Annotated in this window: 17 protein-coding genes; 7 read left to right on the top strand and 10 right to left on the bottom strand. The window is 39.0% G+C overall.

What is annotated here, in order from left to right:
- Positions 1-2 precede the first annotated feature (2 nt).
- Positions 3-719, bottom strand: coding sequence for a ComEA family DNA-binding protein (locus ACO05G_RS14830; RefSeq protein ID WP_421763452.1), 717 nt, complete (start codon positions 717-719; stop codon positions 3-5).
- A 91-nt stretch (positions 720-810) separates the two neighbouring features.
- Between ACO05G_RS14830 and hemA the strand changes: the two genes are divergently transcribed.
- Genes hemA through ACO05G_RS14810 form a run of 4 tightly spaced genes read left to right on the top strand, consistent with a single transcriptional unit; the run spans position 811 to position 6,597 of the window.
- Positions 811-2,061 (top strand): glutamyl-tRNA reductase, encoded by a 1,251-nt coding sequence (gene hemA, locus ACO05G_RS14825; RefSeq protein ID WP_421763451.1) that lies wholly within the window; start codon positions 811-813, stop codon positions 2,059-2,061.
- Between the two features lie 25 nt (positions 2,062-2,086).
- Complete coding sequence (locus tag ACO05G_RS14820) at positions 2,087-4,225, top strand: WG repeat-containing protein (RefSeq protein ID WP_421763450.1); 2,139 nt, start codon at positions 2,087-2,089, stop codon at positions 4,223-4,225.
- 28 nt (positions 4,226-4,253) lie between these two features.
- Positions 4,254-6,245 carry a PAS domain S-box protein gene (locus ACO05G_RS14815; protein ID WP_421763449.1) on the top strand — a complete coding sequence of 664 codons (1,992 nt, stop codon included), beginning with the start codon at positions 4,254-4,256 and terminating at the stop codon, positions 6,243-6,245.
- Between the two features lie 10 nt (positions 6,246-6,255).
- The gene (locus ACO05G_RS14810; RefSeq protein WP_421763448.1) at positions 6,256-6,597 is read left to right on the top strand and encodes a response regulator; all 342 of its coding nucleotides are present in this window, start codon (positions 6,256-6,258) and stop codon (positions 6,595-6,597) included.
- Here the strand turns inward: ACO05G_RS14810 and ACO05G_RS14805 are convergent.
- Entirely contained in the window at positions 6,594-7,196 is a 603-nt protein-coding gene (locus tag ACO05G_RS14805) for a ribonuclease HII (protein ID WP_348281862.1), read from the bottom strand. The two genes, ACO05G_RS14810 and ACO05G_RS14805, sit on opposite strands and share 4 nt — an antisense overlap.
- Before the next feature lie 174 nt (positions 7,197-7,370).
- Between ACO05G_RS14805 and msrA the strand changes: the two genes are divergently transcribed.
- Complete coding sequence (gene msrA / locus ACO05G_RS14800; RefSeq protein WP_421763447.1) at positions 7,371-8,021, top strand: peptide-methionine (S)-S-oxide reductase MsrA; 651 nt, start codon at positions 7,371-7,373, stop codon at positions 8,019-8,021.
- A gap of 5 nt (positions 8,022-8,026) precedes the next feature.
- On the opposite strand, the gene ACO05G_RS14795 is transcribed toward msrA, so the two are convergent.
- Together ACO05G_RS14795 and pnuC are read right to left on the bottom strand one after the other, a co-directional pair.
- Positions 8,027-8,572, bottom strand: coding sequence for an AAA family ATPase (locus tag ACO05G_RS14795; protein WP_421763446.1), 546 nt, complete (start codon positions 8,570-8,572; stop codon positions 8,027-8,029).
- Between the two features lie 83 nt (positions 8,573-8,655).
- Positions 8,656-9,264: a nicotinamide riboside transporter PnuC gene (gene pnuC, locus ACO05G_RS14790; RefSeq protein ID WP_421763445.1), complete on the bottom strand. Its 609-nt coding sequence runs from the start codon at positions 9,262-9,264 to the stop codon at positions 8,656-8,658.
- Between the two features lie 192 nt (positions 9,265-9,456).
- Between pnuC and guaB the strand changes: the two genes are divergently transcribed.
- Both guaB and ACO05G_RS14780 read left to right on the top strand, forming a co-directional pair.
- Entirely contained in the window at positions 9,457-10,926 is a 1,470-nt protein-coding gene (gene guaB, locus ACO05G_RS14785) for an IMP dehydrogenase (RefSeq protein ID WP_421763444.1), read from the top strand.
- A 6-nt stretch (positions 10,927-10,932) separates the two neighbouring features.
- Positions 10,933-11,607, top strand: a complete 675-nt coding sequence (locus ACO05G_RS14780) for a hypothetical protein (RefSeq protein ID WP_421763443.1) — start codon at positions 10,933-10,935, stop codon at positions 11,605-11,607.
- 171 nt (positions 11,608-11,778) lie between these two features.
- Here ACO05G_RS14780 and ACO05G_RS14775 read toward each other — a convergent pair whose 3' ends face one another.
- The 6 genes from ACO05G_RS14775 to ACO05G_RS14750 all read right to left on the bottom strand — a co-directional run bounded on the left by ACO05G_RS14775 (position 11,779) and on the right by ACO05G_RS14750 (position 16,112).
- The gene (locus ACO05G_RS14775) at positions 11,779-12,000 is read right to left on the bottom strand and encodes a hypothetical protein (protein WP_421763442.1); all 222 of its coding nucleotides are present in this window, start codon (positions 11,998-12,000) and stop codon (positions 11,779-11,781) included.
- A 128-nt stretch (positions 12,001-12,128) separates the two neighbouring features.
- On the bottom strand, positions 12,129-12,785 hold the full coding sequence (locus ACO05G_RS14770; protein ID WP_421763441.1) for a phosphatidylserine decarboxylase family protein: 657 nt from the start codon (positions 12,783-12,785) through the stop codon (positions 12,129-12,131).
- 104 nt (positions 12,786-12,889) lie between these two features.
- Positions 12,890-14,164, bottom strand: a complete 1,275-nt coding sequence (locus ACO05G_RS14765; protein ID WP_421763440.1) for a Glu/Leu/Phe/Val family dehydrogenase — start codon at positions 14,162-14,164, stop codon at positions 12,890-12,892.
- 65 nt (positions 14,165-14,229) lie between these two features.
- On the bottom strand, positions 14,230-15,048 hold the full coding sequence (locus ACO05G_RS14760) for a phosphatidate cytidylyltransferase (protein ID WP_348281869.1): 819 nt from the start codon (positions 15,046-15,048) through the stop codon (positions 14,230-14,232).
- A complete protein-coding gene (locus tag ACO05G_RS14755) occupies positions 15,041-15,247 on the bottom strand; it encodes a hypothetical protein (RefSeq protein WP_348281870.1) in 207 nt (68 codons plus the stop codon). The genes ACO05G_RS14760 and ACO05G_RS14755 overlap by 8 nt, the downstream gene beginning before the upstream one ends.
- Positions 15,240-16,112 (bottom strand): type II CAAX endopeptidase family protein, encoded by an 873-nt coding sequence (locus ACO05G_RS14750; RefSeq protein WP_348281871.1) that lies wholly within the window; start codon positions 16,110-16,112, stop codon positions 15,240-15,242. The genes ACO05G_RS14755 and ACO05G_RS14750 overlap by 8 nt, the downstream gene beginning before the upstream one ends.
- Positions 16,113-16,131 lie beyond the last annotated feature (19 nt).

Here is a 16,131-nt window from a genome sequence, read left to right as displayed (position 1 = left end):
GCCTATTCCAAATATGGCTTTAATCTCATGAAAGTAGCATGGTCCATAGCCTTTATTTTAAGTAACTCATTCACATTATGGAAATCTCCATGCTCTTTTCTATAATTGATTATTACTCTGGCCAAATCATAAGAGACGTAAGGGTGTCTCGCAAGATGTTGAATTGAATCGGTATTTAGGTTAATGCTATTGACCGGCGATTGAATTTGGAAAGATTTGAGAAGATTGGATATTGTTTCCGGTTTTAATCCATAAACTTCGTTTAATTGAGTTGAGTCAGAAAATCCACCAAGTAGATCTCTGTACTTAATTATTCGGTCAGAAAAAGCAGGCCCAATTCCGTAAATCTCCTGCAATTCTTCTGCTGTTGCAGTATTGATATCACGGGGTATGATCGAGTGCTCTTTACTTTCTGTTTTTTTGGAAAAGTTCTTTGGCTTATTTCCAACAACCGAGCGAATTGGTAGGTTTTTGCTGACTTGCTCAGGCTCGTTCTTTTCCTCGGTTTTTTTTAGCTCATAAGAAGCTTTTACTTGATTTATCCATTCAATAGCAGAACTATCTGCAAGTATTTGAGGTTGACTTTTCAAATAATGGATTCTTGTTTGCGTCACAAAAATTAGAAGAGTGATGATTAAAATCAGTACAAGCGTGCCTCTGGACTCAGTTTTTGTAAAGCCCAATGCCCTTGAAATAACATTTGTTAAATATTTAATCATTATTTATAATGATTCTAAATAAGAATTGACTGATTTTTATCACCACCAATATACCAAACCCACTGTTATTTTTGCATGCCAAATGATTGAGATGGAAGGATTTAAGGCTTTAGGATTATCATATAAAAACGCACCGATTGACATCCGGGAAAAGGTGGCTTTCAATGAATCTGATTCAACGGACTTCATTTTAAAGTTACAAGAGCTTTTTGAAGTGGAAGAGGCATTGCTTGTATCGACGTGTAATAGAACTGAACTTTACTATTCTGCTCCAAATGACCTTTCGAAAGAAATCCTTGGACTCATCTCTTCCTTCAAACACATTTCGAGTCAGGAACTTAAGGGTTACTTTCAATTTTATTCCTCCAAGGAGGCGTCAAAACATTTGTTTAATGTAACGCTTGGATTAGAATCTCAAGTTTTAGGAGACATTCAAATAAGCAACCAAGTCAAAAGAGCTTATCAGCAGAGTGCAGATTTGAATATGGCTGGCCCTCATCTCCATAGGCTAATGCACACAATTTTCTATGCGAATAAAAGAGTTGTTCAGGAAACAAGTTTGCAAGACGGAACAGCCTCAGTAGCCTCAGTAGCCGTTGACCTGGTTAGAGGATTTATTGGCAATATTGAAAACCCCAGAATTGCACTTATTGGTCTAGGAGAGATCGGACAAAATGTGCTGGAAAATTTAGATAGCAAAGAAGCAACAATTACACTGGTTAACAGAACTAAATCAATTGCTGAAAAGCTTTCTGAAGGAAAAAATATTTTGGTTAAAGACCTGTCAAATCTGGAAAGCATCATTACTGAAAATGATGTTGTAATCTCAGCAGTTGCTACGAGTGCTCCGCTAATAACAGCGGACCATTTGAGTGAAGAAATACTTCATAAGCTCTTCATAGACTTGTCTGTACCAAGAAGCATCGCCCAGGAAGTAGAGAGAGTTCCCGGCGTTTCGGTTTATAATGTGGATCAGCTTGCTGAAAGAACATTAAAAGCCAGAGCCATACGTACGAAAGCTATTCCAGCCGTTGAGAATATCATTGAAGAGGAGCTTAGCAACTTTATGTCATGGAAAAATGAAATGGGAGTTTCTCCAACCATACAGAAGTTAAAAATTGCTTTAGATCAAATTCGAAAAGAGGAATTATCCCGTCATAAAAAGCTATCAGATAAGGAAATTGAGTTACTCGATGTTGTTACTAAAAGTATGATTCAGAAGGTAATCAAATTACCAGTTTTGCAATTGAAGGCAGCATGTAAGCGAGGGGAATCAGAAACATTAGTTGAGGTCTTAAATGACCTTTTTAATCTTGAATCTACTAAGATAGAAAAGAGATAACCCGCCTTATATTTGTTAGCGGGAGATGCGAATTCTTATTTCAATATTATTTTTATCTTTTTTCTACTTTTCAAAAGCAGATGATTTTACTGTTTTTGAAAAGGATGGATACTTTGGTATCAAAGACCAGACAGGTACTGTTACTGTTCCTGCAGTATATGAAAAATTAGGATGGTCAGATGGATCCGAAGAAGTTCGAAATGGTGTCATAGGATTTAAGCAAAACAATCTTTGGGGATTAATTAATGTTAGAAATAAGGAGTTAACCGGTCAGATATTCTATACAATAAAACCTTCGACTACAGGGTATTTCGAAGCTTCTATTAAAGGTAAATTCAGTAATCACCTTTTTCATGGGGTCCTGGATGAAAAAGGAAGGACGATAATCAGTTTTAACTATTTTACGATAGAGCCACTTGGAGCAAACTGGCTGGTAAGTACGTTTAATGGAAAGCGGCAAAGCTTTGGTATCGTTTCTTTTCAAAACGAAATACTTCTTCCAGCCAAGTATCAAGCGGTTGAGCAAAATTCAGATTTTATTATAGGAAAGAATCATGAATACCAACTGGATATTTACTCGCATTTAGGGGTTCCGATAGAATACGGACTTGATTCGCTAATTGAAAATCGGGGTTGGATAGCTTATAGAGGTGGATATGCTGGTTTCTTGACCCACTTTGGTCAAAAGATTTATGATTTTGAATTCAAATCTTTTTCTATTTCAGATAATGGACCAACTCCAATTGAATTTCCAGAATGGAAAATTTATAAGAAGGATTCTTTATTTCTAGAATGGAAGTGTGACTCCATCAAAATTGGCAGTGGAGGACTAATGACTGCATTTTTAAATGGAGCCCATCATCTAATTGTTAAAAATGAAATATTACTTCAGAATCATCAACAGATCTTAAGGGAAATTGGAGACAACCACATGGTGGTTCAGAGTAGCAAGACGCGAAAATGGTCTGTTTTGGACTTTGATGGGAATAAAATTACAAGTAGTTATGATTCTATTTTATCAGTAAAAAATCTCTATTTAGTGCTAAAAGAGAATCAATGGGATATACTCAATTCCCTTGGTAGAAAAATTAATCGAACTCCTTACGAAAAGCTGGGAACAGGAAAAGATGGAGAACTTATCGGTAACAAGAACGGCTACTGGGGAATTTTGAACTCAGCGGGTTGTGAAGCCACTTCTTTCAAATACGACGACATCAAACTGGGTAATGGAGTATACTATGTTTCCTATTTAAATAGATGGGGCGCTATGAACAGTTCAGGTGATTGGATTGTAAGGCCGGAGTTTGCAGAAATCTGTTCATACGGAGATCTAATTGTGGGAAGGAGAGGGAGAGGTTATTCTTATTATAATGATGGGAACCTAAGGTACAGAACAACCGATCAAGTGGTAAGTAAGCTAGGAAACTTGTTTTTAGTAAAAAATGATTCTTCAAGATATGGATTATTTCATGGCTCGGGATACCCACAGGTCCTCACCATCTACGATCAAATTGATCTTGCAGGAGAATACTTTGTGTTATATAAAAATGGAACTATTGAGATGAGAGATGAGGAGGGTAGGTTGGTTGTTGAACTAAATAAAGAATATCAGGCGATAGGTGATTTTGGGGAAGATTATTATTTAGCTAAAAAACAAAATAGGTGGGGATTTGTAGATAAAAAGGGACGTCTTAGAATTAGCAATAGATATGACAGTGCACAGATCTTTCGTGAAAATAGGGCACCTGTCATGCTCAGGTCAAAATGGGGATTTATTAATAAAAACGAAGATTTGAAAATTCAACCTTATTATGAAGAGGTTAGCTTGTTTGAGAATGGTGTAGCTATTGTCATGTTGGATGGGAAATACGGTTTGATTGATAAAGAAGGTAGAGAAGTTTTAGAACTAAAGTGGAAATCTATTCGTCGATTAGCCACAGGTAATTATATTGTGCAAAATATGAATGGTCAGGTGGGTTTAGTAAATGAAATGGGCGGTTTTATTTTACGACCAGCTTTTGATGACCTGAAAGATATTGGAAATCGTATTTTGGTTTTCAAAAATAGTGAGTGGGGAATGCTGGATTATTCTGGCAAACCAATTTTTAAGATTAACCATGAAGAAATTAAGGTGTTTGAAGATCTCACCATGATCAAAAACTAATGCTTTAATTCTTTAACAAAATTGTTAAGTGCAACCAGCATTGCAGTCAAGTATGGATTTTAACCAATTATTGGAATCCGTCAATCAGAACATCAGTGAAGCTGTATTTCGGAGTGACAAGGATGGATTGATTTATGTCAATAAAGCCTTTGTAAAAATGTTTGGCTATGCCTCTGATGAAGAGGTTAAAAAGCTATCCATTATCACCATGTATAAAGATCCTCGCGATCGAGCCAGGCTTATCAATAAATTAAATGCCGATCATGCTTATGAAAACGAAGAGATAGTTTTCCTAAGAAAGAATAATTCAGAGTTTGTTGGATTGGTCAGTACCATTATGCACCAAGATGATGATGGTAAAACTTATTGGGATGGGGCAATACGCGATGTAACCCGTGAGCGTGAATTCTTAAACCGAATACGGTCTCGTGAACAATTGCTCGAAAGCATAAACAGAAATATAAACGAAGCTATTTATCGAAGCGAGAGTAAGAAAGGCATCATCTATGTGAATGATGAATTTGTGAAAATGTTTGGATATGAATCAGCTAGGGAAATCATGGACATGGATCCCATGGATTTGTATAAAAATCCCGGTCAAAGAGCTGATATTGGGGAGGAAGTACTTAGTAAAGGCGCTATTGAAAACAAAGAAATAGAGTTCCGAAGGAAAGATGGAACAACCTTTTGGGGATACCTGAACTCAATCAAGGTTAATGGAGTGGATGGGCAGATATATTTTGATGGTGCAGTACGAAACATCACCAAAGAAAAGGAAGCTGAGCAAGCGCTGATGAAGTATGCAGAGATGCAACGAATCCTTATCAATCTCTCAACCAAATATATTGACCTCCCACTCGAAGAAGTTGAGCAGGCCATTAATGATTCTTTGAGAGAACTGGGCTCCTTTGTTGGAGCAGATAGATCATATGTTTTTGATTTTAATCGGGAGTCTGGTTTTTGCAGTAATACATACGAGTGGTGTAACAACGGAATAACTCCTGAAATCCAGAATAATCAGAATCTGCCGCTGGACATCATGCCGGAACTGGTCAATGCACACCTTATGGGAGATCCGCTCATTGTACAAGATGTTAACAGGGTCACTAAAAAAGATTTTAAGGACCTATTGTTCGCACAAGGTATCAAGAGCCTTATGACCATGCCAATGATTCATAATAAGGAATGCGTGGGTTTCGTCGGATTTGATTGGGTCAACAAATTTCACAATGCCAGTGAAAAGGAAGTGATTCTTTTAGAGTTGTTCTCTGAAATGTTGGTAAACATCAGAATTCGATCTCAAAACGAACGGGAACTACGAAAACTATTTAGTAAGACTATCGAGCAAAATCAACGTCTCAAGGATTTTTCCTACATAACTTCTCACAATTTTAGATCCTCAGTTGCCAACCTTGTGGGGTTATTGTCGATCATTGAGGATGATCCGAGCAATAAGGAATATTTCGAAATGTTAAAGGCAACAGCCCTGAAACTGAACCTTGCCATAGATGCAATAAATGATCTATTAAATTTTGAAAAGGATATTTCAATGCTTGAAAAAGAGGAGATAGATCTACACGGTGTGATAAATGATGTAATTCTTCTTAATAGAAAATCTGCAACAGAAAAAGACATTGAATTTGAAGTAGATATAGCTGAAGGACTCACACTCAGGATTTTACCGGCGTATCTTCAAAGCATTTTGCATAACCTTATTACAAATGCTATGAAGTATGGGGTCACTCAGGATCAACGAAAAATCAAAATTTCTGCAAAAAAAGAATCAAAAGGAGTACTTTTAACAGTTGCCGATCAGGGGAATGGAATTGATTTAGAACGGTTCGGTGGCAAAATGTTTCAATTGGGATCTCGGTTCCATACCGAGGAGGAGAGTGGCCATGGGATGGGACTTTACATGACAAAACAGCAAGTAGAAGCCATTGGAGGTAAAATTGAAGTAGAAAGCGAATTAAACAGGGGTACAAAGTTTAAGGTATATTTTGACAAACAGTCCAAATAAAATATTGCTTGTGGATGATGATCCTATTTTCCTTACGTTAGCTGAACTAGCAATCAAGAAGGAAATAGATAAAGTGCAAATATTTAAAGCGATGAACGGGGAAGAGGCGATAGAGTTCTTAAAAAATGATACAGTTGATATCATTTTCCTGGATCTCAATATGCCTGTAATGAATGGCTGGGAATTTTTGGATACCCTACCTCAGCTTGAAAATAAAGGGGGCAATATCTATGTGCTTACCTCTTCTATTGATCCTTCGGATCAAAGGAAAGCAGATGAAAATCCACTGGTCACATCGATGCTCGAAAAACCTTTAGATAGAGAGAAAATAGCAACCACTCTAGCCTCCTAATCAGGAAATAACTCTAGCTGACTAGGCAACAACTGAAAACTCATTCTATGGTGAGGAGTACTCCCCATTTCTCTTAAGCCTTCCCGATGGGCGTTGGTAGGATAGCCAACATTTGTGTCCCATCCATACCCTGGGAAATCCAAAGCCAACTGTCGCATCAAATCATCTCGATATGTTTTTGCAAGAATAGACGCAGCAGCAATGGAGAGAAATTTCGCATCCCCCTTTACAATACACTCAAATGGTATATCACAGGAGGTTTTGAACCGATTGCCATCTATAAGAAGCAACTCTGGAGCCACTTTCAATTTTTCGACTGCTCTATCCATCGCCAAATAGCTGGCATTGAGAATATTGATGTCATCAATCTCTCTGGGTGAAGCAACACCTACTGCCCAGGAAATTGCATCTTTTACAATATCTTTTTTGACTTCAAGCCGCTGCTTCTCTGTGAGTTGTTTTGAATCATTAAGTACTTTGTGTCGATACTTTTTGGGCAAAATAACTGCGGCCGCTACGACTGGTCCTGCTAGACAGCCGCGTCCTGCTTCGTCACATCCCGCTTCTATTTTTTCTTTTTGAAAGTATGATTTGAGCATCGTGACAAAACTATTAAAATGAGCAAAAGGAAATAATATTATTGACCTGGCTTGTGAAAATTAATTATAGTTGGAACATAGAGTTAAAACAACCTAATTGTAAGCAAGTTTACATAGTGAAGGATAAGTAAACCTTTTGTGGTGCAGTTATCGTAAATGCTTAAAAAATTGAAAATGAAAACCTTAACATTAATAGCTAGCATATTCCTTTTCAGCTGCCAAACACAAGGAAACGAGAGTAATAAAATAGATACATCTGAAAAAAGTGAAGTTTCCACAACTGTCAATTATCAAAATCTGGATACCGCAACTTTTGCCGGTGGGTGTTTTTGGTGTGTAGAAGCGTCATTTGATCAAATTAAAGGAGTTGTTGAGGCAGTTTCCGGTTATGCTGGTGGAAAAAAATCTACAGCGGACTACCGCTTGGTTAGTTCGGGAAGGACTGGACATGCAGAGGCGGTACAAGTATATTATGATCCTTCAGTAATTGATTACGAAACACTTCTTGAAATCTTTTTTACTGCTCATGATCCAACCCAGCTAGACCGTCAGGGACCAGATGTAGGTCCTCAGTATCGTTCGGAAGTCTTCTATCATAATGATTCCCAAAAGAAGCTGACGGACGCCAAAATGAAAGAATTAGCACCTCAATTTACCAATCCAATAGTTACAAAACTGAGCAAGTTGGATGCTTTTTATAAGGCAGAAGAGTACCATCAGGATTATGAAGAAAAGCATCCAAACAATGGCTACATAGTCAATGTATCCAGACCAAAAATTGAAAAAGTGGCTAAGAAGTTTAAGGATCGATTGAAGAAAAACTAAAGGTGTTATGCCTTATTCGACCCGACATCTTCCCTATTTTCAAAGTTAGATTCTATGGCGTCTACAGCACATTTTTTTCGCTCTCCTTCAATGCCTGAAATAATGGCATATGGCAACTTTTTTGCTTCGAGGTAATTTTTATAAACTTCAAAGAAATGTTTCCTAAGTTTGGGATGTTCACGCTGAGAGTCGGGCATCCAGGGGATGTCAATATTACTGAGCAGGTAGAAATCATAGGTTCTTTTATGCAACTGCTCTTCAATCCACTTATCCGTATTACCATATTTATGATCACTCCATATTTTTACGACAATTAGATTCGTATCACAAATAAGGTATTTATTAGCATATTCAGCTTTTTCATCTTCCCATGATAATTGACCTTCGGCAATCGATTTCAAATCATGTTGCTGATAACCACCATCAAGTCGGTCCAGGTAGAAACGGGCGTATTCAGGCACCCATTCGGTATTATAGTGCATTGCCAGATGCTGGCAGAGCTCACTTTTACCAGTGGATTCAGGTCCGATAATTGCTATTCTTTTGACCATTATGCTACCTTAAGTGTCATTTTGAATGAAATGAGAAATAGTTAAATATGGAAGCTCCTCCCTGGTAGAATGACACAAAATGATTAGCTCTCATTCATGATCAATTTACGCCTCCAGGACATCCACCCCATGAAAGCGAGTGCTGTGAATACTAAAAATTGCAAACTGGTGAACGGAAGACCTTTATAGATATATAAGGGAATTGAAATTAAATCACATGCAATCCAAAACAACCAATGTTCTATTTTCTTTAAAGCCATAAGGTACATGCCCGTGATTGCCAGACCGGTAGTTATGGAGTCAATTAGTGGTACCGTGCTATCAGTGAATTTGATTAGCATGATATAGATGAAAATAGTGGCAAATATGAAGGTACTTACATTTACAATGTGACCACCTTTAGAACTTCTGGTAATCGGAATCTGACTAGCAGCTATATCTTTTGTATTCTTCCAATTCCACCAACCATAGACACTCATCAGAAAATAATAGACATTAATACCTGTTTCAGCATACAACCCATATTCATAGGTTAGATAAACAAAGATTACAACACTTACGATCCCAAAAGGATAAACCAAAATACTTTCCTGCTTACTAAACCAAACGCTCAGAATACCACATATCACTGCAATAAATTCCAACCAGGTAGTTTCAAGAAGCTGTTCGTAAAATGAACTCCAGATTTCCATATTATGTAATTCAAATTAGGCTAGTTACTACATATCAACACCAAATTGATATGCCTCAATGGCCAGGTTGAGTCTCACAGCAGACAGGGGACTCGTCCATTTGGTAAAAATATGTCTTGTGATAGTACTTATTCTAAAGAACCGACATAATTTTGCACGGCAAATAATCATAACAGTTCAGTATTATTTGCCATGACGACAAACGACAAATTCCTCTTCGAAGCACTTACGTACGATGATGTGCTTTTGCTCCCAGGTTATTCTGAAGTACTTCCGCGTGACGCTGACACTTCAGCGCAAATCACTCGAAATATCCGATTAAACATTCCTCTGGTTTCTGCTGCAATGGATACGGTAACAGAGGCACAGCTCGCCATTGCCATGGCACTGGAAGGTGGAATTGGCATCATTCATAAAAACATGACGATTGATCAACAAGCCATTCAGGTAAGAAAGGTAAAGCGATCTCAAAGCGGAATGATCCTGGATCCGATCACCTTGCACATAGACTCAACGGTGGCGGATGCTGAGGCGATTATGAAAGAAAATAAAATTGGAGGAATTCCTGTTATCGATAAAGAAAATAAACTCATAGGCATTGTAACCAACCGTGACCTTCGTTTCGAGAAGAAAATGAAAAAGCCGGTGAGAGATATAATGACAAAAGAGAATCTCATTACTGCTACAGCTGAGGTAGGTTTGAACGAAGCGGAAGCCATTCTGCAGGAACACAAAATCGAAAAATTGCCTATTGTTGACAAGGATGGTAAACTCACTGGATTAATTACCTATAAGGATATTCTAAAAAACAAGGATCGACCGAATGCTTGTAAGGATGAGTATGGCAGATTGAGAGTAGGTGCGGCTGTTGGTGTTACTTCGGATATCGAGGATCGAATTGCATCTTTGGTTAAGGCCGGAGTAGATCTTGTTTCAATCGATACAGCTCATGGTCACTCCAAAGGAGTAATTGACATGGCTAAACGAATCAAAAAAGCATTCCCGGATGTTGAAACGATCGTTGGTAATGTTGCTACTGCTGAGGCTGCTAAAGCGTTGGTGGAAGCCGGAGCAGATGCTGTTAAGGTAGGGGTAGGGCCAGGAAGTATTTGCACCACGCGTGTGATTGCAGGGGTTGGAGTGCCGCAGCTCTCCGCAGTTTATGAATCATCTCAGGCCATTAAAGGTTCCGGAGTACCTGTGGTAGCGGATGGAGGCATTCGCTTCTCTGGGGACGTTGTTAAGGCGTTAGCAGGAGGTGGCAACACAGTAATGATTGGATCATTGCTGGCAGGAACTGAAGAAGCTCCTGGGGAAGTCATCTTGTACGAAGGGAGAAAGTTCAAGTCTTATCGGGGAATGGGATCGGTTGAGGCGATGGAAGAAGGTTCTAAAGATCGTTACTTCCAGGATGCAGAAGATGACATCAAAAAGCTGGTACCAGAAGGAATTGTAGGTCGAGTTCCATTTAAGGGTTCCGTTCAAGAGGTACTTTACCAAATGGTAGGTGGTCTAAAAGCTGGCATGGGGTACTGTGGAGCAGGAACCATCGAAGATTTACATAATGCAAGGTTTGTGAAAATATCTGCTGCGGGCTATGCAGAAAGTCATCCACACGATATCCATATTACCAGAGAAGCACCAAATTATAGTAGGAAGTGATTTCAAATGTCAAAGCTAATTGATGAATTCGGCAAACAACTCATTGATCCAGGTTCTACCTTGATCGAGATGGGAATCGATAGTTTTATAGATAATGAAATAATAAAGGAAATCCCGTTTGTAAACATCTTGGTTGGATTTTCTAAAGCTGGTATCTCTATAAGAGATTGGTATAATGCCAAAAAACTTCTTGTCTTTATTAAAGAGTTTAACTCTGGTGAGATTGACGATAAAAAACTCGAAAAATTTAAAGAAAAATTTGAGAGTAATACATCATTTAGGACCAAGGTTGTAGAGCAGGTCATGATTTTTAACGATCGCTTTATTACTGAAGAAAAATCAAGAATTTCTGCAAATCTCTTCAAGGCTTATATCGAGGAAAGTATAAGTTGGGAGGATTTTATAAACTTAAATGTTAGTCTGGATGCTTTACATCCAGGGTCATTCAATTATTTACATCAATGGTCAAAGATAGACTTTGAAATCCCAAAGAGCGATCTAAAGTCATCTGTTGGATTCAATGATGATCCGCAATCTGAGGCGGTATTAATATCCGCAGGATTAGCGAGTGTAGGGTCGCCTTTCGCTCAGTTCGTTAGGATTTTAGATTCAGGCAAACAGCTTTTTGAGTACGGAATAAAACCAAGTAGAGTCACTGATACCCCGGCCTCTAAATCATGAGCGTTAAAAAATTGATTTATGAAATACTGTCTGCAAAATCACTGTTTGATCCGCCGGTTGGCGGAGAGTTTGATTTTGCTTAAGTAAGCAAATCAATTTTTAGTGAAAGGATTTACAGCCTTGATTTTTTGATTCTTTTTTATCAAGAAAAAAGAAAATAAAGATAAGGTGCTAGTAGCCAAGTTTTCTTAACTCTTCATCAACTCCGTGTAAAAACAGTTTTATCTCGATAAGATATCGCCGTTGACGTGCGGCTTCTTTATTGGAAAGTGGAGAGGAAAACCTTAATCCAATAAACAGATAGATCATTTTGTCAAGTAAGTCTAGCTTATACGCTTCTGAGTCATACTCGAATATTTTTTTTGCATAGTCCGAAATGGAGGGATTTTTCATCTCAGCACCAATTTTTTTAATTTTTATTATTTGGTCAATTAGCTTAGAAAAATCCTGATTACGTGAGTGCCCAATGTTGTCACACTGGTTGATTGCATCCTGGACATACCATCGATAGTCAGTGAGAGTCATTTCAAAACCGCCACCTCAGTCTCCCCACCCTTTGTCAAATCACCAATCTTCACATTGATGTCTGCATCTAGTGGTAAGAAGAGATCAACTCGGCTTCCAAAGCGAATGAAACCAACCGACGTACCCTGTTCGACAGCATCTCCTACTTTGGGGTAGAAGGCAATTCTACGAGCTACTGCTCCGGCTATTTGCCGCATCAGGATATTTACCCCGGTTTCAGTTTTGAATCCTACAGAGGTACGCTCATTATCAGTGCTTGACTTTGGATGCCAGGCAACTAAAAATTTGCCAGGATGGTATTGAAAAAAGTCTACCTTCCCTTTAACCGGACTTCTGTTTACGTGCACATTTAGGGGAGACATGAAAATAGAAACCTGAATACGATCCTCTTTGTGATACTCACCTTCATATACACGTTCGATTACAACGACCTTTCCTTCAGCGGGAGCATATACCACACCATCTTTTGGCGGGGTGGTCACTTTAGGGTTACGAAAGAATCGAACCACCAAAATCATTAAGATGATAGCAGCAATGGCTAAAATTACCTGGATGATGAAGATAGGAATCAGCCAATAAAGCAAGGCATACAGTCCACCTGTAAGCACTGCCATTAGTGGGATCATTTTTAAGCCTTCCTTATGTAGTCTCATGTCGAATTAAATTTATAATGTCATGCTGAACAAAGTGAAGCATCTATGAGATTCTTCGCATGCGCTCAGAATGGCACTTGAATAAATGGCTGCCGTCCCACGGCCTAGAAGCCACCACGATATTTATAGGTCTTGGCCACCTTGTCTATGGCTACAATATAGGCTGCAATACGCATACTTACATTGTATTCTTGTGCAGTGGTATATACCTTGTCAAAGGCAGTCTTCATGATTCTGTCTGACCTTCTGCTTACACGTTCACGTGTCCAGCCATATCCCAGTCTGTTCTGCACCCACTCAAAATACGAAACTGTAACACCTCCGGCATTTGCCAAAATATCCGGTACAGCCAGGATTCCCTTTTCATTCAATATTGCATCAGCTCTTGCTGAGGTAGGTCCGTTAGCACCCTCTACGATCATTTTGGCTTTGATCTTATCAGCGTTTGCCTGTGTGATAACGTCTTCAATAGCTGCAGGTACAAGTACGTCAACTTCTAAAAGTAGCAGTTCCTCAGGATCTATTTTTTCAACTTCCGAAAACCCTTCAAGGCTACCATTGTTGCCATTTCTGTATTCCATGGCTTTTTTGATATTGATTCCTTCAGCATTGTAATATGCTCCTGAGAGATCACTGATGGCCACAATATTTACGCCTCTTTCCTCAAGTAATTGAGCGGCCCACGAACCGACATTGCCGAATCCCTGAATCGCACACGTGGCTTTGAAAGGGTTAATTTTTTGTTTTTCCATGGCTGCTAGTGCGGAGATCATCACTCCTCTACCAGTAGCTTCTTCTCTTCCCAGAGATCCGCCAAGCACAATGGGCTTTCCAGTCACAACGGAGTTTACGGTCATGCCCTGGTTACGAGAGTATTGGTCCATCATCCAGGCCATTTCTCTGGGTCCTGTACCCATATCCGGTGCAGGGATATCTCTATCCTTACCAAATACATCATGCATGGCTTGCGTAAAGGCACGTGTAAGCCTTTCTACCTCACCAGCAGACATCTGTCTCGGATTACATTTGATCCCGCCTTTAGCACCACCATAAGGAATATCTACTACAGCACATTTCCATGTCATCCAGGCAGCAAGGGCTTTTACCTCATCAATATTCACATCCATATCGTAGCGAACACCACCTTTAGATGGACCTAAAATGGTAGAGTGGATCACCCGATACCCTTCAAATACTTTTATGGATCCATTGTCCATTGTTACAGGTAATGAAACAATTACCTGCTTGGCAGGAGTCTTCAAAACATCATATACTTCCTGATCTAAACCGAGGTGTTCAGCAGCGATTTGAAAGCGAGACATCATGGACTCGAAGGGATTATCTCTGTCCTTTATTGGCGCAGGTTCTATATATGCCATAGAAATAAATAAAAATGGGGTTGTTGTTTATTTGAGCGCAAAACTAACGGGATTTCTGCTTCTCTTTAGAATAATTTCAAGAAAACTACAACGAAAGGAACTGCTATTAGCAGGCTGTCAAAACGATCAAGGAAACCACCATGACCTGGGATGATAGTTCCGGAATCTTTTATTTGAATAGATCGCTTAAAATGTGACTCAACCAGATCTCCATAGGTTCCTGCAATTACAACAATTAGGGACACGCTGATCCACTCAATCTGATTTAAACCTTCGAAATAGAATCCGATGACAATTGCTGTCAAAATAGAAAAAGCGGCTCCTCCAATGCTACCCTCCCATGATTTTTTTGGAGAAATTCGTTCAAACAACTTCGTGCGCCCAAAAAGAATTCCTGTGAAGTAAGCTCCAATATCATTGGCCCATGTAAGAAATAGTAGACCTAAGATTATTTCGAAAGAATACTCGCCATTGTAGAAAACTAAAATGTTGATGAGGGCAAAAGGAACTGCTACATAGAGAATACCCAAATAGAAGAGTGCGATATTGATGAATGGGTGGACATCACTTTTTTTATAAAGTTTGATTAGGAATACAAATGAAGCCAGCGGAAACAGGGCCATGTAATACCTGGATGGCAAAATATCCGTCTCGATAAGAAAAGTGAAAATGAAGAGTAAAGCGCCAATCGCTACTCCTAAGAATCGAATTGGTAGGTAACTCTGCAGCCGCATGAGTCGATAAAACTCCCACATTGTAAGGCATGAAATGGATAGGAATACGGCAAAGAATCCCCATTCGCTCCAGAGGAGTGATAGTATAATGATCATTCCACCTATTACTGCAGAAAAAAACCTTGGTGCTAAATCGGGGTACTTACTCAAACTTTATTTCCTCCTTTATAATTCTAATGGCCCTGATCACTTGATCTGCCGATACAAATATTTCGAAATTCCCGAATCCATGCTGGGAAACCTGCTTATTGATTTTGACCGGAGATATGCCTTTATCCTCTAATACGGCTTTTACAATATCAACCCGGTGTTCCTGGTCATCCGTATATACCGGTTGCCAATCACGCATTTTGAAATCTTTTATAAAAAGTTCTGATAAGGATAGCTGAAATGATGACAAAAATTAAAACAGCCTGCCAAGGGGCTGCCTGCTCCATTTCTTCAGGAGATACTTCAACAATGCCCTTTTGAGCAAAATATAGTGCGGTTAAGGCTAAACCATTATTGACCAAATGCCCAATCATGGCAACAGTCAGGTTACCACTCCAATGGTATAAATAGCCAAAAAGCACTCCGAGAAACATGCGTGGCATTACTCCGAAAAACTGCATATGAATTGCAGCGAAAATGAATCCCGTGACCCAAATTGCTACGTGATGATTGGAAAATGCTTTCACAAACATGTTTTGGATTAACCCTCTAAAAAGAAGCTCTTCCCCAATAGCAGGGATAATAGCAACCACCAACAGAGCTAAAATGAAATGAGTTGTTGTTGTGAAATTTGTGATATGCTCTGTTAGTACTTTGAGTTGCTCTTCTGATTGTTTGGCCCATTGGGCAAAGTCAGAAGTTCCAAAGTCCAGATTCATATTCCATTCTCCAATAGCACTATTGACCACCATAAAACTGATAGAGATTAAGATCGTAAGACCGGCATTGCCAAGCGAAACTTTAGGAAAAAATTCTGCAAACGGAATTTTAAGTGCGATACCAATAAATAGTGCTGAAACGCCTATAAACATGAAAGTAGCAACCACACCTTGAGCCGCTAGTAGAAATATCGGATCCATGCCTAAGATCATACTGGTATCTACATCTTCTCCTCCGCTACCCAGCATCATAACAATGGATATGTATGCAGTAAGCCCCAAACCAAAGGCCCAAGCACGCGCTTTCCGTTTATCTTCAGGGTTGTTTCTTAGAATCTCTTGCATATGGCTAACTTTGCCGACA

This window comes from Ekhidna sp., assembly GCF_965227465.1.
Taxonomy (GTDB): Bacteria; Bacteroidota; Bacteroidia; order Cytophagales; family Cyclobacteriaceae; genus Ekhidna.
Note: the sequence above shows the minus strand (reverse complement) of the source record. Positions and strands in the feature narration are given on the sequence as shown.